An 18,576-nucleotide genomic window follows, 5' to 3' on the forward strand; every position below is an offset into this window, starting at 1 on the left:
AACCACAAAAGAGAATAAAAACCCATAAAACCACCAATAGTTATATGCCATAATAATCACACTCATAGCCCAAAAAAATGCCCCCCAAACAAAATAAACATTAAGATTGATTTGATCTGATCTAAAACAAATGTTTTAACATTAATCGTAGAAAAACCAAATTTTTTATCAAGTCCAAATGTTTGGTACAAATCAAAAGGGAGGAGCAAAACATAATTGATAGCAATAAAACTCATCACAAAAAGGACAGAGCGCACTGCTTCATTTCCAATATGGACTGTTGCCTCAAGCGCAGTAAGTCCAAAAGCAATCCAACCAAAAAAGAGAATAAAATCAAAAAAGGAGGAGACTAAAGAGAGCTTTTGTGATGCTATCTTGTACGCTGCTGCTTTGGCATAATTCGATGGAGAGAGGATAATTGCTTTCAAAATGCGTGCTTGAGTAACAAAACCTATTTCCATAAAGGCAGCATACATTTTAATTAAGAGATAAAGTATGTAAATGAGTATAATAAATTCTAACATAAAGCCTTGTTCCTTTGTCTAATTGAAAAACGTTATCATACCAGTTTTTCATCAATATTATCTAAACCGATATAACACATTTACAACGCATGCATGCTATTATTTTCACGGAAATTAGTTTTCCTTCTCATTTCTATACCCATAAAATTGATTTAAATATTTTATTAGGAAAATGAGTTTACAATCAAGATATAGAACAAAAAGGGGTTAAAATGACAATTTCTAAACAACTGATGATTCTGCTATCCATCGCAATCATAGGGACTTGTGCCATCTTTGGTATTAGTATGAAAGAACTAGATAAAGTCTATGAAGAAACAAATTATAGCAATGTTAATTCGCTTCCAAGTATTCTTATACTGAATGATATCACAGTTGATGCGCTCAGACTTCGATTGGTTTTATGGGAGCATATTTCGCAAGAAGATAAAGGATCAAACGATAAAAGTGCAACGGGAATTAAAACCAGTTTGGCGAATATTAGTAAACTACTTAAAAACTATGAGTCATTTGTAAGTGATGATAAAGATAGAGACATGCTTAGCAAAGATATTACAAGTTTTGAACAGTATGCTACTATTGCGCAAGACGTTATCAAATTATCAGAAACAGGGCATAAACTTGAAGCAGGAAATTTCCTCAACAAAAGTAGACCTACATTAAAAAATTTCACAGCTGCTTTAGATGCACATATGAAATATAATTCAGATATTGCAAAAGACTCTGCAACCACTGCTGCTCATGAAAAACAAAGTGCTAACACTATCATGATTATTCTCTCTCTTATCATTATTGGCTCAACAATTTTCATCAGTATTCTTATCCGTAATAACATCATGCAAGGTGTTCATCTTGTACGTGATAGTATTGCTAATTTTGTTCGCACTAAAGAGCTTAATTTCCGTATTAAATACGAGAAATCAAATGAGATCAAAGAGATGGTTGATAGCTTCAATGCATTGGTTGAAACTCTTGAAAGCACTATTGTTGATGCCAAAGCCTCTTCCAGTGAAAATGCTTCTGTATCGCATGAACTGAGTACCACCAGTATGCAAATTGGGCGTAATGCTGAACAAAGTTCTACGATTGTAGAGAATACAATCCAAGAGATTCAAACCATTAAGACCTTTGTTCAAGAAACCGCTACGCTTTCTGAAACGATGAAACAAAATATTGCAACAGCAGGTCATCGACTGGACAATGCTAAAAATGAAGTTATTACGCTTCGCAATGAAGTCGAATCTGCAAGTGAAGCTGAAACTGCCCTTGCTCAAAAATTAGAGCAAATGAGCCATGATGCAGAGCAAGTGAAGCAAATCTTAACGGTCATTTCGGATATTGCCGATCAAACCAATTTGCTTGCACTCAATGCCGCTATTGAAGCTGCTAGGGCGGGAGAACATGGTCGTGGATTTGCGGTTGTTGCCGATGAAGTACGAAAGCTCGCTGAAAGAACTCAAAGTTCACTGACTGAGATTAACGCAACGATTAATGTCATTGTTCAATCCATTGTCGACTCATCTGAACAGATGGGAAGAAATGCTAAAAACATTCAAAGACTATCGACGGTTTCCAGTGGTGTTGAAACGACAATTTTGGGAACAACACAAGTGATGAAAGAGAGCGTTGATTCCGTAACAACCAGTGCCCAAAACTCACAAAAGATTTCACAGGACACCGATAAAATCGTCAGTATGGTGAGCAACATCAATACGTTGACAAGTCAAAATGCAAGAAGCGTAGAAGAAATCGCTGCAGCAGCGGACCATCTCTCACGTTTAGCTGAAAATCTCAACAACAAACTCAATCAGTTCAGATCATAACCAACTTTTAGGGTAAAGTCCAAAGCTTTATCCTCTTCTTCCTTCTCATGTTAATGGTATAATACGCGCAAAAACAACGGAGTACATTTGGCACTTTTAGATTTAATCGGCATTAGCAAAGCATATGAAACTCAAAAAATTTTAACAGACGTTGACTTTTCCTTACATGAAGGTGAGCGTGTTGCAATCATTGGTAAAAATGGCGGTGGAAAATCTACACTGATGAAAATCGTTTTTGGCACATTGGAAACCGATGATGGAAGACGTATTCTTCAAAAAAATATTAAAGTTGGTATGTTAGATCAAACCCCTCGCTTTAAAGAAGGAATGAATGTTAAAGAAGCGATTGAAGAAGAACTCAAAGAGCTCAAAATGGCAAGGGTTCGTTATGAAGAGGTCATTAAGATACTTGAATCTGACTACCATAATGAAGCGCTACTTGCAGAGCAGAGCCAACTCGTCACTTTTTTGGATTTGCATGATGCATGGAGTTTAGATGAAAAGATTGAGCAAGTTTTACAAGAATTTGATCTCAAACAGTTTGAACAAAGTGATGTCAATCTCTTAAGTGGCGGCGAGCAACGACGTGTGACACTCGCTGGTCTCATCCTTCAAAAACCTGACATTTTACTACTGGATGAGCCAACGAACCATTTAGATGTTTATATGGTCGAGTTTTTAGAGCAGATGCTTTTAAAATCAAAATTTACCCTTCTCTTTATCTCCCATGATCGTTATTTTATCGACCATTTAGCAACACGAACGATTGAAATTGATGATGGAAAAGTGAGGAGTTTTGAAGGTGGTTATGAAAACTATCTTACATGTAAAGAGTTATTGATCTTATCTTTACAAAAACAGCATGAAAATCTCCTCAAATACCTCAAAGGGGAAGAAGAGTGGTTAAAACGTGGTGTCAAAGCGAGGCTCAAACGTAATGAAGGGCGAAAACAGAGAGTTTTTGAACTACGTGAGTCTGCCAAAAAAAATCCTTCTTTGGTCCGAAAACTTAAACTGGAATTAGAGAGAGAAAAGCACAATTTCAATGGTGAGAAGATTATCAATAAGCAAAAAATGCTTTTTGAGATGTATAACATCCATAAAAAATTGGGCGATAAGCTTCTCATTAAAGATTTTAGTACCCGTATTTTACAAAAAGATCGTATTGCCATTGTTGGTAAAAATGGAGCAGGAAAATCAACACTTTTAAAAATTCTACTCGGTGATCTCAACGTTGATAGTGGAAATTTTGATAAAGGTGAATTTAAAGTAGGTTATTTTGATCAACAACGAGCTATGCTCGATGATACTAAAAACCTCATAGAAACTTTTTGTCCTAATGGAGGCGATAGGGTTGATGTCAAAGGAAAAAATCTTCACGTCTTTGGCTATCTAAAAGACTTTCTCTTTCCAAAAGAAGATCTAAACAAAAAGATCGGCATCCTCAGTGGCGGTGAAAAAAATCGTGTTGCCCTCGCCCTGCTCTTTTCTCAAGAAGTAGATTGCCTTATTCTCGATGAACCAACCAATGATCTGGATATTCCAACCATCAATATTTTAGAAGAGTACATCCAAAGTTTTGCTGGCGCAGTCATTTTTGTCAGCCATGATCGTTACTTTGTGGATAAAATTGCAGCTAAGCTCTATGTCTTTAAGGGCGAAGGCATCATTGAGGAGAGTTATCAAAGCTACAGTGAATATTTAGAGATTGAAAAAGAGATTAAAGAGCTTGACGCAATGGAATCAGCTCAAGAAGCACCCTGGATTGAAAAAGAAGAACCAAAAGTGCAAAAAGCAAAAGAGAGTGTGCCTACAAAACTGAGCTACAAAGAGCAGCGTGCACTTGAAACACTACCGTTACAAATTCAAGCACTTGAAGACGAAATTGCCGCCACAAAAAAATGTCTTGAAAATCCTGAATGCTATCAGCAAATAGGACTAAGTACACTGAGTCAAAGATTAGAAGAGAAAGAGGCACTCTTAGAGCCGATGATTGAAGAGCTATTGGAGATAGAAGAAAAAGCAGAGATGTTGCAAAGAGGTTAAACCTCTTTGCCTTTAAGCTTTAAACGTTGAAAGTGTAGAATCTAGATTTTGAGAAGAGTCAAGCATTCGCTGAGAAATATGTGAAAGTTCTTCTGCAATTTTTTCATTGTTGTTGGATAAACTTAGCGTGCGCTTCATCTGCTCCATCATTTGATTTGTTAAGTGTGAAATCTCAACGACTTTTTTAGAAGCTTTTTTCGAAACCTCAATAGATTCTAATGTACGATTTTTTGTCTCTTCAGTTGCATTTTGAACATCAAATGCACTTTGTGAAATGCGATTAATATTTTCAGCATTCACTTCCATATTACTGCTAAGTTGTGTGACCCCTTGAACAATGACACTAATTGTAGCATCAATCTCTGCGAGCGATTTTTGTGTACGTTCTGCAAGCTTTCGTACTTCATCAGCAACAACCGCAAATCCACGACCATGTTCTCCTGCACGAGCCGCTTCAATGGCAGCATTGAGCGCAAGTAAATTGGTCTGATCCGCAATATCTTTGATCATCGCCAAAACACCTTTAATTTGATCGGTTTGCGAAACTACATTTTGAATTTGGTGTGCCATCTCTTGCTCGGAATCACTTGCTCCGTTGATATTTTGAACAACATCATTCAAAGCAATGCTCATCTTTTCAAGGACATTAAAGGACGAAGTGTTATCTTCCACGGTATGAATTGCAAGCTCTTCTGAGAGATCAAGATCCGTTTCAATATCTTTCATGAGATCAAACGACATCTTAATTTGATGCGCTTGGTCTACGACACCTTTGGAAAATTCAACGGCATTGGTATTGAGTGTTTCTCCTGTATGTTCAACATTTTGAGAAATTTTTTGAGATGAAAGAATAATAGATTGAATTTTTTCGATGAAAATATTAATATATTGAGCAATATCACCCATCTCATCTTGACTATTAATCTGTACCCGAGCTGTTAAATCACCGTTTCCGCTTGATAAATCTTTAATTCTTTCCAATAAAATTCCCAATGGATTTCCCACAACACGTTTTAACACCAACATAATGAGCACGGAAGTAATGAGCAATGAAAGGACAAAAATACTAATGAGTTTCCAACTGATCGCACCAATATATTCATCAATTTCTGCAAATGAAAACGTCATATCCATCACACCAAGCACATCGCCTTTTTGAGAGGTAGCATGACACGCTAAACAATCTTGTTCAGCAATTAGAGGTTTTAAAAGTCTTAAACGATGCCCTTTTGCATCATCAAGAGTCACGCTATGCTGTACAGGATTTTTAAAGATACCAATGACAGCTTCATCCGTAGAAGGTTTTGCATTAATACCAAAAGTATCGATCACCACTTGTGATTGGTGGATTTTAAGCTCTTGTATCCCTTTCATTTCCCCAGCATCTTTCAATGACTTTTCAATCAAAGCACGATCCCCTAAATTCATTGCCGCACGTACGGTTTGGAAAACAGACTGACTAAACAAATTAAGATTATTTTCACTTTGGATCTGAGATGATTTTTTAAACTCATTGACAATAAAAAATTGCAAAATAATAAAACTTGTCAAAAGCAAAGGAATGAGAGTTAACCCTATTTTTAAACCTATACCTTTTTTCATCCTTGCACCCTTCCAACATTCATGATTTCAATCAAATTCATATCATCTAACATCTCATACAGCTCTTCACTACCTACTTTTACATGTAAATTCATTTTGTCCATTTTAATGGACTTGATTAAAAAACCTATTACCGATGAAGTAATGATAAAAGAGTCTTGAATCATGAGGTTAATGCTAATATGGGGATGCTGCTCATGCGCTTGGCGAATTGCATCTTTGATCGCTTGTGCATTTCCAATTGTCTTAATCGTGCCTGTGATAAGAATATTCACATGCTCACTGTGCACTTTGGTCACTAAATCCATTGCGTCTCCAAATACAAAAAATTAACTTTTATTATAGTATATATTTGTCTATTTGAGGAATTAATGTATTATTAAAATGACACAATTTAGCCACACAGTTCCTTTTTGACACGTTCACTCGCCATTGTAATATTCCAAGCAGGTTCCCATACGATTTCAATCATACAATCTTGTACCCCATCGACTTTTAAGACCGCATCTTTTGTCCATTGTTGAATCAGTTCATGCAAAGGGCATCCTTTCGTAGAGAGCGTCATGGTAATGTTCACTTTAGCATCTTTAATTTTGACACCATAAATAAGTCCTAACGAAACGATATCAAAGCCAACTTCTGGGTCAATTACGGTTGAAATAGCATTGTAAATATCTTCTTCTGTAATAATCAATCATTCTCCTTAATTTTATAATTAAACACATACACTGTATTAAAAGCTACCAATATCAAAGATATAAGGAGCAACACACTCCCTATGAAAAAAAGTTTTTCAAACTGCATTAAAACACCACTACTAAGAACAACAACGGAAACAAACAGTATCCATGTTTGTGTATCGGCTACTTTCGTGTGAATCATCTGGTGTAAAAGTGGTACTTTTTGTTTGCCCACCAATGGTGCAAATCTCTCATACCAGACCAAAAAAGGCAAAATTTTATAGATATGCCCAACAATAAATGAGAGCAAAAAACCAAAAAAGAAAAGTACCCCAGCTAATATACCTATTGTACTATTCGCTAAAATCATATAGAACATAGAACTTATCACTGCTGCAAATAAACAGACCAGTCCAAAAACAACATTTTTAACCCAATAATCATTTTGCTTGCGTGCTCTTTGATGAAAAATAATTCCTATTTGCACCATGAAACACAAAATTCCCAATACTATCAACACCATAGCAATCGCTTGAATAAAAAAAGGAAGTTTAACAATCAAGGCAATCATACATAGCGCTATTCCAAAACTGTGTAAATACAATGTTGCATTGATCCACTTCTCTTCATAATCATGAGAAAGGGAAAACATCGGTATCAATACCATTGAAACACCCATAACAATCATCATCACAAAGCCGCCAAGAGTACCCAACATATGTGCTTTTACCCATGCGTCAATATCAATTGCTAAAAGACCATGTCCTAAGCTAAGGCCTATCAATAAACCTAAGGTTATGGAAATAAACAAAAATATCGTACCTATAAGCAAAAACTTACTTACGAGTGTGATCTTTTTTAAACGATTAAATGTTAAAAAAACATTGAAGCAAAAAATGAGCATTGAAAGATACGTAATAACCGCACCATAGGGAATCAATAAATGAAGTTCACCAAAGGTAAACCCACTCACCATCAAGGAAAAACCAACAACGTACATATAAAATTGTACATAGGCAAAATCTTTAGAAAAGATAGGTACTTCAAGGACAACAGGGAGAAGCTGATACATGGCTCCGAAAATAACCATCATCACAAAACCCAACAAATATAAATGTGAAAAAGCGGCTAATGAGGAAGAGATAATATAACCAGAGATGTCAACACTCATAAACAGTAGTGCAATACCACTTAAAAACAAAAATATAATTCCTGCAATAAAGAAATGTGCAACCAATACAAAAGGTGGTGCCATCTCTGTGGCTAAAGAGACTTTCATATTAACCGTTGCACTGTTTTTGGCTTAAATCAACTTTATCACTTATTCCCTCTTTATAGGAAAAAACAAGTTGAAGTTTTCCACCATCAATTTCAGTGACATCAATGTCATAAAAAGGTTGTACTTTAGCCAGTAAACCAACAGGTGAACGATGGTTAATCATCACTATTTTTTTATGCGCGTTATCTAACAATTCAAGCGCAATCATCGCATTGACCATTGGTTCTGGTGGTGTGCATAAAGAGGTATCAAAGCTAATGTATTCTATTCCTTCTCGTACATAAGAGAAAAACGGAACCGTTGCATTATCTACATGTAAAAGTTTTGCTTCGTGGGGATAATTGTCTGGAGTCATCATAATTTCATCCTTCTTTTTGATGAAACTATAATGCAAAGTAAAGTTAATTTCCTTAATCTACATCAAGAAAAAGAGAGTTATTGTCTTAATTAGCAAGATCGATGTTAGGAGAGTCTTAAAAAAGACTCTCCTTAGTATATTTTAGTGTAAAAAGTGTCGCACACCTGTGAAATAAAGCGCCATACCATGCTCATTGGCAGCAGCGATCACGTCTTCATCACGAATACTACCTCCTGGCTCAATGATCGCTTTAACACCAGCCTCTGCTGCGGCATCAATGCTATCACGGAATGGGAAGAATGCTTCGCTAGCAAGTGCAGCACCGCTGACATCAATACCCATCTCTTCGGCTTTACGAAGCGCTGCTTTAGCGGCATCCACACGACTGGTCATTCCCATACCAATCGCTACCATAGCGCTGTCTTTCACATACACGACGCAATTCGATTTGGTCAAACTTGCCACTTTATAGGCAATTTCAAGATCGCTCATTTCTTGTTTGGATGCCGTGCGTGTGGTTAAATATTTTGCATTTTTGATCTCATCATCATTCACTGCATCGCTCTCTTGGAATACAAAACCGCCATCGACATGTTTAAAGTCATACGCATCTTCACTCAGCACTAAGTATTTGCTCTCTTGCGTAAAGATTTTGATACGTTTTTTAGCATCAAACACATGCAACGCATCCTCGTCGACATTTGCCGCGATGATGACTTCCACGAAAATCTCATTAATTTTTTCTGCCAACGCTTTGTTCAAGGTTCCATTGATCGCCACAACACCACCGTACGCAGAAACAGGATCGCATTTAAGCGCTTTGATGTAACTGTCTAACAGATCGCCACCAATGGCAAAGCCACACGGATTGGCATGTTTGATGATACAGACCGCTGGAGCGTCACCAAAAGAAGCGGCAATTTTCACAGCACCGTTAATGTCTGTCATATTGTTAAAACTCGCTTCGCCTTTGAGGGTTTTAAAGTTGTTGGTAAAGAAGTAATCAAACTCGTACAATGAGCCTTTTTGGTGTGGGTTCTCGCCATAACGGGTATCAAACGCTTTAGTGCCAACGATGAACTGTTTCTCACCAAAACCGTTGTTAAAACGCTTATTCATATAGTTCGCGATCATACTGTCATATGCTCCCGTATGCTCGAACGCTTTGATCATCAAATCTCGTCGAAATTCTAAGGTGTTTTTGCCAGATTTTAGCGCTTCAATCACGTTATCGTAGTCCAAAACATCGGTGACGATCATAACATCGTTAAAGTTCTTCGCTGCACTTCGAACCATCGCAGGGCCACCGATGTCGATGTTTTCAATGATTTCATCAAAATCATCGGTCTTGGCAATCGTCTCTTTAAACGGATAAAGATTCACACAGACAAGGTCAATTCCTTCAATGCCATGCTCTTTGGCTACTTTTACATGTAAAGGTAAATCTCTTCGATGAAGTATCCCTCCGTGGATAAGAGGATTGAGTGTTTTCACACGTCCATCAAACATCTCAGGAAACTTGGTTACTTCACTGATTTCTAGAGCTTTAATGCCCTCTTCTTTTAAAAGTTTATAAGTTCCACCCGTAGAAATAATCTCAAAACCCAACGCTACCAAATCCTTAGCAAACTCCGCAATCCCCGTTTTATCGCTGACACTAATTAACGCTCTCACACTCGTCCTTTTTATCGTATTAATAATTTATTGATGTTTTTATTTTACAATACGTTCCTTTTAGGACGTATTAAATACAATTGGCAAAATATTGGGAGTTTTAATGGATCAAATACAAAAGTCGTCAAACACACTTTTTACACTACTGTTTTTTGCATGGATCGTTTCGATGGTATCAATGCTCGGAAGTCTGTTTTTCAGTGAAATTATGATGTTTCCTCCTTGTGTCATGTGTTGGTATCAGCGCATTTGCATGTATCCATTGAGTGTTCTTTTTCTCGTCGCACTTTTTAGCAACGATCAAAATATTTTCAAATATGCCATGCCACTCGTGCTCCTAGGGCTTTTCTTTGCGATTTACCACAATTTGCTCTACTTTGGCATCGTCCCCGAAACGCTAGCTCCGTGTTCTCAAGGGGTTTCGTGTACGAGTGACTACATCAACTGGTTTGGATTTATCACCATTCAGCTTCTCTCATTAGTAGGATTTACTCTTATTTTTGTTCTTTTACTCTTTATCAAACCAAAGGCTTCATAACTATGAAAAAACAGTCCCTTATTATCGCTTCACTCTTCGTACTTGTGCTTTTATTTGTTGGAGGAAGTTATGTTTATAAGAACGCTAACCACAGTGTCTCAACAGAAAAAAGTGCGGCTCTTGTGCGTCCATACGCCTATGTTTTAGGCAATCCTAATGCTAAAACCACGATTGTCGAGTTTTTTGACCCAGCGTGCGGTACATGTAAAAGTTTCTATCCGTTTGTTAAAAGCATACTCAAACAAAATCCTGACACACTGAAACTGGTATTGCGCTATGCTCCTTTTCATACCGATTCCTATTATGTGGTTGCGATGATTGAAGCGGCACGTTTGCAAGGTAAATACCTTGAAGCACTGGAAGTCATTTACAAATACCAAGATAAATGGGCAAGTCACGGCACCCCAAACATTGGTCTTATTTGGGGATTTTTGCCCGAAGCTGGGATTGATATTGACAGATTAAAAGAGGATTTGAAAAAACCTGAGATCGATGCACTGATTAAACAAGATATTGCCGATACCAAAACGCTAGGTGTCAATGCCACACCAGAGTTTTTTGTCAATGGCAAACCACTCATTAAATTTGGAAAACAAGAGTTAGAAGATCTTATAAAATCAGAACTCTAAAACACACCCCTAATTTTGGGGTGAGATCTCATTGTAGCCGTGAAGCCTAATGTCACGTCGACGCTGCCCATCATGAAAACGTCTCTTTTCAACATCTGTTTCGGGAACTAAGGGAGGCACAGGCGTAGGTCTCCCCTTTTCATCGACTGCGACCATCGTGAAAAAGCAACTGTTCGTATGCGTTGCGATCCCTTTTTGAATATTCTCTGCGATGACTTTAATGCCTACTTCCATCGATGTTTTACCTGTAAAATTGACACTGGCTAAAAATGTGACGAGCATTCCCACAGGAATCGCTTGTTTAAAAATAACCTGATCAACCGACATCGTAACCACATACCCACCACAATAGCGTGATGCACAGGCATAAGCCACTTGATCAAGGAGCTTTAAAAGATCTCCTCCGTGTACATTGCCAGAGAAATTGGCCTTATCGGGTGTCATTAAAACGGACATACTGAGGGTGTGTTTTTCAAATGGGGTCGATAACATCTAACTTTTTTCCTTTTTAATCATCTCATACGCTTCATTAATCTCTTGAAGCTTCGTAGTCGCAGCATCGATAATGCTTTGATCTTTTCCTTGTCCCATTAAAATATCGGGGTGATGCTCTTTGACCAAAGCGCGATATTTTTTCTTGATACTCTCCATATCTTCGCTCGGTTCAGCTCCTAAAATTGCATATGCTTTTTTTATTCCAAACTGTGTTTGCGCTGTTTTATTCGCATAAAATTGTTCAAAAGAGGCGATCAGTCTCTCAAAATCAGCATGTTTAATCTCTAACGCATTGGCAATGTCTTCGGTTATCATAAATTCCGCTTGAGAAAATTCATTGTCAATAAAGGCAAGATTGAGCAGATATTCCATCACTTTGAGACGTTTTGCGTAGTCATTTTGAGTCAGTTTAAGGTATTTTTGTGAGACAATCAGAGTGTTATCAAAACTTTGCATCTCTTTTTGATAGATCACTTTTAATGCTTCACGAACACTTTCACTGTTTTCAAATACACGAGCAATATCATTAAATGTCAAACTTAAAAGTTCAGCTTCAAGCTCATTGACTCTACCATCGGCTTTGGCGACTTTTGCCATCAATGCGACTAAAAGTCCCGCTTCATGCTCCGCTAAATCTCCTTTAAGCGTCTGCTTAACATTGACATTAATATGCTGGTATGCCTCAGTTTGATAGTTCTTTGTCAAGAGATAAAAAACAACAATAACAACTGCAATAATGACGTAGGTCATTTTTTCACCTTTACATGTAAAACTTGGTTTATAAAAATATGTTACAATCATTACACTAAAAAAAAGGACAATTTTGATGGGTAGTTTTGACGAGATTGTGGATAGAACAAAGACACCTTGTGAAAAATGGAACAGATATAAAGGAGCGGATGTCATCCCCGCATGGGTCGCTGATATGGACTTTAAGTCCCCTGCTTGCGTGGTTGATGCTCTTCAAACACGAGTGAATGAAGGTGTTTTTGGCTACACAGATATCGACGATGAAACCTATGATGCAATTATTGCATTTCTCAAACGCCACTACCACTGGGAAATCAAAAAAGAGTGGTTGCTCTTTACCCATGGTGTCGTTAGCAGCATGAATATCGCATGTCTTACCGTGGATGGAGCAAGCGTGATGACAACGACACCAATTTATCCGCACTTCATCAAAGCACCAAAGTATGCGAATAAAGATATTTTAGCGATTGCAATGAAAGAGGAAAACAACCGTTGGGTATTGGATTTCGAGGCAATGGAGAAAGCCATAAAGCCTACATGTAAACTCTTTATGCTCTGCAATCCTTACAATCCAGCAGGAACCGTTTTCACCAAAGCAGAGCTTGAAAAACTAGGAGCATTTTGCCTGAAGCACGACCTTACGATCTGCTCCGATGAAATTCATGCGGATTTATTATTGAATCCAACGGCAAAGCATATTCCACTCGCTTCACTCAGTGAGGAGCTTGCCCAAAGAAGTATTACACTCATGGCACCGAGTAAAACGTTCAATATCGCTGGACTTCAAGCCTCGTTTGCCGTTATTCCCAATGCAGAACTTCGTAAGAAGTTTCAAAAAAGCATGGGAAGCATGGTCGGAGGGATTAACCTTTTAGGAATCACTGCGCTCAAAGCAGCCTACTTAGAAGGCGATGCTTGGCTGAATGAACTTCGCCTCTATTTGGCTGAAAATCTAAAGATGCTGCAAGACTTTATACGTAAAAATCCAAAGCTCAAACTCCTAGATCAAGAAGCGACCTTTCTCGCATGGATCGACGCATCTGCTTTACATGTAAAGAGTCCATACCAGTTTTTTCTAGACTTTGGTGTAGGACTCAGTGACGGTGAACCGTTTGGAGATAAAAACTATGTGCGACTCAATTTTGGAACACAAAAAAGCGTTTTAAAAACAATACTCGAACGCATGCAAAAGGCAATGGATAGTCTGTAATCGCGTGTTTCTTAGGGCTTTAACTCGCCCTAAGTCCTAACGGTCATCTGTATTAGAACTTAGATTTATTGCAAAAAGTCTGGATTGATACAGATAAATGTATTGCTGGTAAACCAAAAATTTAGGAAAAAATCGTTACTATAATAAAAGAACTATGATGAGGATTTGAATGAGATCGTATTTATTGGCACTGTGTGCTTGTTTGTTTTTACTAAGCGGTTGTGCGCAAAAAGAGTTTACGCAAAACGCTCCCGAACTTCCACAGGTCAAAGATGATATGCCAAAACGTCAAGAAATCATCCAAAACGCACTCAAACATCAGAATAAAAAAGATGGTGCAGACTGTTCAGGTTTTGTAAATTTAGTGAATAAAGAGAGTATTCAGCCCTACTTTACCACAGCTGAACTCAATGATTATTTTGAGGATGCAAGGCGTTCGCTTGCCATTTACAATCTTTTAGAAGATCAACAACGGCTCTACCAAGAAAAACCTAAAGTTGGTGATTTGATCTTTTTTGCCAATACCGTTAAACAGTATTCTAGAGCAAAAAAGAGTATTGATAATATTACCCATATCGGCATCATCACCAAAGTTGATCCTGATGAAACCGTTTACTTTATTCACCACACCAAAGGAAAAAATTTGATTAGCCAAATGAACCTTAACTACCCTACCGTAACAACCTATAACACTAAAGTTGTCAACTCCTACATGGAAAAATGTCCCAAAGATGAAGGTCATAAATGTTTAGCGCCTGCTTATTTTAGTGCCTATGGAAGCATCAAATGAGACGCTGGCTTGCATTGAGTGCTACAACACTTTTATTGGTAGGTTGTGCACAACAGCAAACCGTTGAAACACCAACACTTCCTATTGCAAACAATACGCCTACTGAGCAAAAAATGTATCTTGGAGAAAAACCTTCCAATGAATATTTTCTTCAAAAAGAGCATGAAAGCTTTGACTTACGCACAGCACCCGATCTCTCACTTCGCGAATCTATTGTCCAAAATGCACTGATGTATTTAGGTAAACGTGACGGAGGCGATTGCTCAGGCTTTGTGAGTCTTATCAACTACAAAACAGGTGATCCATTTTTTCAAGATAAAGAGCTGAGTCAAAGCTTTGACAATGCTAGAAAATCACGCGCGATGTTCAACCTTATGTCTAAAAAAGGGAATGCCTTTGAGACAACATTGCCACATATGGGCGATCTTGTCTTTTTTGAAAATACAGAGCGAAAACCAGCAGTAAAAACAAAAGGTAAAGGCAAAAATAAAATAGCGGCGAAACAGCCTGCCGTTCAAGTCGCTGAAAACATTACTCATGTAGGTATTGTCACAAAAGTAGAAACAGATGGGACAGTTGAGTTTATTCACCATTCTAATGGCAAAAATATTTTGGATTATATGAATTTTAATTACCCAATGCTCACTAATAAAGATGGCAAAGTCATTAATACCTATATGAAACGATGCCCCTCTCAAAAAGGTGCAGCACAACCTCAGTGTATGAATATCGCCTTTTTCGTGGCGTATGGAACGTTTTAGATTTTACATGTAAAGAATTCAAAGGTAATGAGCTTGATTCGTTCATTGCCTTTGAATGGTGCAGGCGATTACCTTAACATAAACTGCGAAACAAGTCATTACTCTTTTGACTCATTAGATATCCCATACGCTTTTATAAAAACATCGATTGCTCTTTTGGTAATGTTTGTTATTTCTTCTTTTGAAAGTTTCGTTTTTACATGTAATAAATAAGGAAGTAATGTTTCAGACTCAAGCAAAGCCAAAAGATGTTTTGCTGCTACCAATGGATCCGCTGTTCTAAGCTTATGTAATCTCATCGCTTCTTCAAGAAAGATAGAGATAATGTTATGTGCTTTACATATGCCATTATTGTAAACGACTTTACCGAGTTCTCTTTGGGGATCCCCTGCAATCGCCAACATTCTTGTTGTAAAAATTTCATCTGAATAAATATAGGATAAAAAATTTTCACCAAATGCACACAGTGTTTCAATAATATTTTCTTGCTTAAAATTTAAAGACCCAAATGTCATTTCAATATCCGTTTCTACTCTTTTACGAATCGTTTCAAAGAACAACTCTTCTTTAGATTGAAAATAATTATACAGTGTTGACTTTGATCCTCCAAGCCGTGATGATATTTCTAATATAGACGTTTTTTCAAAGCCACGTTCTTTAAAAATTTGTATGGCGATTTCAATAATTTCTGCCCTTTTTGCTTCTGTTTTTAATTTCATTGATTAACCCTTAGTCTAAACTTATTGACATATTTTAACAAAATTTGGATATGATTTTATAAAGATACTTTAGTGTACAGTTATAATAAGAAAAAATATATCAAAGGAGGAGTAATGATTCACTGTAGGAAAGCCTTTTTGATTGGATTGTTAACCTTGTTAGGAATAACGGGATGCTCTCTTCCTCTAACAAATGAAGAGACGCCACAGATCGCACCTATCAACGCCTATCAAACAAAAGAGACATTCAAAACGACGATTGCCCAGTGGCCCAATGAACATTGGTGGGAAGCGTATCAAGATGCACAACTCACGCAATTAATCCAAGAAGGATTGAAAAATTCACCTGATATTAAGGCGGTATCAGCGAGAGTAACGCAAGCAAGTGCTGTTATGGGTATAGCACGTTCCTCTTTGCTTCCTCAAGTGGGGGTTAATGCTTCCGCTTCTCGTGAAAAAGAAAGTTACAACTATCTCACACCAGCATCCGTTGTACCACATAATTGGAACAGTTATGGACTTGTAAGCCTTAACATGAGTTGGGAACTTGATTTTTGGGGTAAAAATAGAGCAGCATTAGCAGCAGCAACTTCAGAATTTGAGGCAATGCTTGCCGATCAAGCGCAAGCCGAGCTTATTTTATCAAGCGCTATTGCAACATCGTATGCTACGCTAGCACAACTCTTTGCAATCAGAGACAACGCAAGCGCTTCCATGGATAATAAACAAAAAATTGTCGGATTAATGCAAAAAAGATTTGACCAAGGCCTTGAAAATAAAGCAGGAATCAGTGGTGTACAAGAACAATACGCACAAGCAGTAGGCACTCTACAAACCATAGATGAACAAATAGCACTGAGCAAAAATCAAATGGCTGCACTCTTAGGTGAGGGGCCTGATAAAGGACTTAGTATCCAAAGACCAACACTCAATGTTGATACAGCATATTCTCTTCCAAAAGAAATGGCACTCAATCTTCTGGGCAGACGCCCTGATATTGTCTCTGCACGTTTACAAGTTGAGTCAAGACAGTCTAAAATTTACCAAAAAAAAGCGGCGTTTTATCCTAATATCAACCTCTCCGCACTGATTGGTTTTCAATCTTTAGGATTAAACAACCTTACCAAAACAGGTTCTGATATTGGAGCCATTGGTCCGGCACTTTACTTACCTATTTTTAGTGCAGGTGCGTTAGAATCAGACTTAAAAAGCGCAAAAGCTGCTTATGAAGAAGCGGTTGCGAATTACGACAGCACCGTGGTACATGCACTTCAAGACGTTGCCGATGTGGGGGTAAGCCAAAAAAGCCTCTCAGAGCAAATTAAAACTGCCCAAGCAGGAGTGAATGCCGCAACTCAAAGCTATAATGTAAGCTATCAACGTCATCAGCAAGGTTTAGCAAGCTATATGGATCTATTATATGCGCATGACAATGTTTACATGTCGCAAAAAAACCTTATTACCCTTGAAACAAAATCCCTTATCTTAGATATCGCTATGAAACGCGCCCTAGGTGGCGGATATTTAATGGTACAACAACATCATAATTAAGCGAAGGAATACGCATGTCAGAAAATACCATCCATGAAACTCCAAACACTAAGCGTAAAAAACTACTCATTGGTTTTACTCTAATTGTCATAATAATAGGTGTACTCGTAAGCCTTTACTGGTTTATGTATGCGTCCCATTTTGTCAGCACAGACAATGCCTATACAGCTGTCGAAACAGCGCAAATTACGCCTGCTATCGACGGTACGATTCGTGAGATACTTGTGACCGATACACAAAGTGTTAAAGCAGGTGATATTTTGGTCAAAATCGACCCAATTGATACTAAAAGCCAACTGGATCAAGCAAAGGCAAACTTAGACAGTGCTATTCGTCGTGTTCAAGGCTATATCGCAAATGATGGTAATTTACAAGCTCAAATTACCGCTAAAGAAGCTGATGCAAAGCGTGTTTTAGCGCAGCTGCAAGCATCACAAGCCGATAAAGACAAAGCAGCAATAGATTTAAAACGCAGAGAAGCACTGATTGGCTCAGGTTCTGTTTCACAAGATGAGCTCACACTGATCCAAAATGCTTACACAACTGCAAAATCAAATTTTGAAGCATTACAAGCCACATCATTGGAAATAGGGGCCAATTTAAAAGCGGCGCAATACGCCAAAAAAATCAACGATGCACTCATTCAAGGGACAACAGAAGAGTCTCATCCTGAAGTCCTTGCTGCTCGTGCCAAATTGGATCAAGCTGAAATTGATTTTAATCGCACGATTATTAAATCACCTATTGATGGCATTGTTTCGAAACGTTATGTCCAATTAGGTCAGCGCGTTCAGCAAGGAATGAACCTTTTATCCGTCGTTCCCATAACCAAAATACACGTTGATGCTAATTTTAAAGAAGTTCAATTACCTAAAGTTAACGTTGGACAAAAAGCGATCGTGTATTCTGATCTTTACGGTAAACATGTGATTTATCATGGTATTGTAGAAGGATTTTCGGGTGGTACAGGCGCAGCATTTTCCGCCATTCCTGCTCAAAATGCAACGGGGAACTGGATTAAAGTTGTTCAGCGCATTCCTGTCAGAATTCAACTGGATGAAGATGAGTTAAAAGAACATCCATTAAGAGTCGGCCTTTCAATGAACGTTGAAATCGACACCACCACGAATTCTCGAAAAGAATAACC

18 protein-coding genes and 1 pseudogene are annotated in these 18,576 nt (G+C 37.8%); 9 read left to right on the plus strand and 10 right to left on the minus strand.

The genetic code is table 11. The annotated features are described in order from the left end of the window. Nucleotides 1–6 precede the first annotated feature (6 nt). Nucleotides 7–524: pseudogene (locus SJPD1_RS14745) on the minus strand (M48 family peptidase); the annotation flags it as partial. A 212-nt stretch (nucleotides 525–736) separates the two neighbouring features. Between SJPD1_RS14745 and SJPD1_RS08950 the strand changes: the two are divergent. Then, nucleotides 737–2,347: a methyl-accepting chemotaxis protein gene (locus tag SJPD1_RS08950; protein ID WP_096046849.1), complete on the plus strand. Its 1,611-nt coding sequence runs from the start codon at nucleotides 737–739 to the stop codon at nucleotides 2,345–2,347. Between the two features lie 87 nt (nucleotides 2,348–2,434). Beyond that, nucleotides 2,435–4,393, plus strand: coding sequence for an ABC-F family ATP-binding cassette domain-containing protein (locus SJPD1_RS08955; protein WP_096046850.1), 1,959 nt, complete (start codon nucleotides 2,435–2,437; stop codon nucleotides 4,391–4,393). 12 nt (nucleotides 4,394–4,405) lie between these two features. On the opposite strand, the gene SJPD1_RS08960 is transcribed toward SJPD1_RS08955, so the two are convergent. From SJPD1_RS08960 to purH, 6 genes are all read right to left on the minus strand, one after another. Continuing rightward, entirely contained in the window at nucleotides 4,406–5,995 is a 1,590-nt protein-coding gene (locus tag SJPD1_RS08960; protein WP_096046851.1) for a methyl-accepting chemotaxis protein, read from the minus strand. After that, entirely contained in the window at nucleotides 5,992–6,303 is a 312-nt protein-coding gene (locus tag SJPD1_RS08965) for a hypothetical protein (RefSeq protein ID WP_087438859.1), read from the minus strand. Before SJPD1_RS08965 ends, SJPD1_RS08960 begins: the two co-directional genes overlap by 4 nt. Nucleotides 6,304–6,389: 86 nt before the next feature. Beyond that, complete coding sequence (locus SJPD1_RS08970; protein ID WP_087439871.1) at nucleotides 6,390–6,686, minus strand: metal-sulfur cluster assembly factor; 297 nt, start codon at nucleotides 6,684–6,686, stop codon at nucleotides 6,390–6,392. After that, on the minus strand, nucleotides 6,686–7,954 hold the full coding sequence (locus tag SJPD1_RS08975; protein WP_096046852.1) for a hypothetical protein: 1,269 nt from the start codon (nucleotides 7,952–7,954) through the stop codon (nucleotides 6,686–6,688). The genes SJPD1_RS08970 and SJPD1_RS08975 overlap by 1 nt, the downstream gene beginning before the upstream one ends. A gap of 1 nt (nucleotide 7,955) precedes the next feature. Continuing rightward, on the minus strand, nucleotides 7,956–8,312 hold the full coding sequence (locus SJPD1_RS08980; RefSeq protein ID WP_226372181.1) for a hypothetical protein: 357 nt from the start codon (nucleotides 8,310–8,312) through the stop codon (nucleotides 7,956–7,958). A 141-nt stretch (nucleotides 8,313–8,453) separates the two neighbouring features. Continuing rightward, nucleotides 8,454–9,986 (minus strand): bifunctional phosphoribosylaminoimidazolecarboxamide formyltransferase/IMP cyclohydrolase, encoded by a 1,533-nt coding sequence (purH, locus tag SJPD1_RS08985; protein WP_096046853.1) that lies wholly within the window; start codon nucleotides 9,984–9,986, stop codon nucleotides 8,454–8,456. Between the two features lie 103 nt (nucleotides 9,987–10,089). Between purH and SJPD1_RS08990 the strand changes: the two genes are divergently transcribed. Then, nucleotides 10,090–10,524 carry a disulfide oxidoreductase gene (locus tag SJPD1_RS08990; protein ID WP_096046854.1) on the plus strand — a complete coding sequence of 145 codons (435 nt, stop codon included), beginning with the start codon at nucleotides 10,090–10,092 and terminating at the stop codon, nucleotides 10,522–10,524. A gap of 2 nt (nucleotides 10,525–10,526) precedes the next feature. Beyond that, the gene (locus SJPD1_RS08995) at nucleotides 10,527–11,153 is read left to right on the plus strand and encodes a DsbA family protein (RefSeq protein WP_096046855.1); all 627 of its coding nucleotides are present in this window, start codon (nucleotides 10,527–10,529) and stop codon (nucleotides 11,151–11,153) included. 9 nt (nucleotides 11,154–11,162) lie between these two features. Here the strand turns inward: SJPD1_RS08995 and SJPD1_RS09000 are convergent, their stop codons facing one another. Beyond that, nucleotides 11,163–11,645: an acyl-CoA thioesterase gene (locus SJPD1_RS09000; RefSeq protein ID WP_096046856.1), complete on the minus strand. Its 483-nt coding sequence runs from the start codon at nucleotides 11,643–11,645 to the stop codon at nucleotides 11,163–11,165. Continuing rightward, nucleotides 11,646–12,398: a DnaJ domain-containing protein gene (locus SJPD1_RS09005; RefSeq protein ID WP_096046857.1), complete on the minus strand. Its 753-nt coding sequence runs from the start codon at nucleotides 12,396–12,398 to the stop codon at nucleotides 11,646–11,648. Between the two features lie 76 nt (nucleotides 12,399–12,474). Between SJPD1_RS09005 and SJPD1_RS09010 the strand changes: the two genes are divergently transcribed. The 3 genes from SJPD1_RS09010 to SJPD1_RS09020 all read left to right on the plus strand — a co-directional run bounded on the left by SJPD1_RS09010 (nucleotide 12,475) and on the right by SJPD1_RS09020 (nucleotide 15,159). After that, the gene (locus SJPD1_RS09010) at nucleotides 12,475–13,608 is read left to right on the plus strand and encodes a MalY/PatB family protein (RefSeq protein ID WP_096046858.1); all 1,134 of its coding nucleotides are present in this window, start codon (nucleotides 12,475–12,477) and stop codon (nucleotides 13,606–13,608) included. Nucleotides 13,609–13,777: 169 nt separating this feature from the next. Then, a complete protein-coding gene (locus tag SJPD1_RS09015) occupies nucleotides 13,778–14,398 on the plus strand; it encodes an NlpC/P60 family protein (protein ID WP_096046859.1) in 621 nt (206 codons plus the stop codon). Beyond that, nucleotides 14,395–15,159, plus strand: a complete 765-nt coding sequence (locus tag SJPD1_RS09020; protein WP_096046860.1) for an NlpC/P60 family protein — start codon at nucleotides 14,395–14,397, stop codon at nucleotides 15,157–15,159. The genes SJPD1_RS09015 and SJPD1_RS09020 overlap by 4 nt, the downstream gene beginning before the upstream one ends. A 98-nt stretch (nucleotides 15,160–15,257) precedes the next feature. Here SJPD1_RS09020 and SJPD1_RS09025 read toward each other — a convergent pair whose 3' ends face one another. Then, nucleotides 15,258–15,878, minus strand: a complete 621-nt coding sequence (locus tag SJPD1_RS09025) for a TetR/AcrR family transcriptional regulator (protein ID WP_096046861.1) — start codon at nucleotides 15,876–15,878, stop codon at nucleotides 15,258–15,260. Between the two features lie 114 nt (nucleotides 15,879–15,992). Between SJPD1_RS09025 and SJPD1_RS09030 the strand changes: the two genes are divergently transcribed. Together SJPD1_RS09030 and SJPD1_RS09035 are read left to right on the plus strand one after the other, a co-directional pair. Then, nucleotides 15,993–17,429 (plus strand): efflux transporter outer membrane subunit, encoded by a 1,437-nt coding sequence (locus SJPD1_RS09030; protein ID WP_096046862.1) that lies wholly within the window; start codon nucleotides 15,993–15,995, stop codon nucleotides 17,427–17,429. A 14-nt stretch (nucleotides 17,430–17,443) separates the two neighbouring features. Then, the gene (locus SJPD1_RS09035) at nucleotides 17,444–18,574 is read left to right on the plus strand and encodes an HlyD family secretion protein (RefSeq protein ID WP_096046863.1); all 1,131 of its coding nucleotides are present in this window, start codon (nucleotides 17,444–17,446) and stop codon (nucleotides 18,572–18,574) included. The last annotated feature ends 2 nt before the right edge of the window (nucleotides 18,575–18,576 follow it).

Source organism: Sulfurospirillum diekertiae (genome assembly GCF_002309535.1).
Classification (GTDB): domain Bacteria; phylum Campylobacterota; class Campylobacteria; order Campylobacterales; family Sulfurospirillaceae; genus Sulfurospirillum; species Sulfurospirillum diekertiae.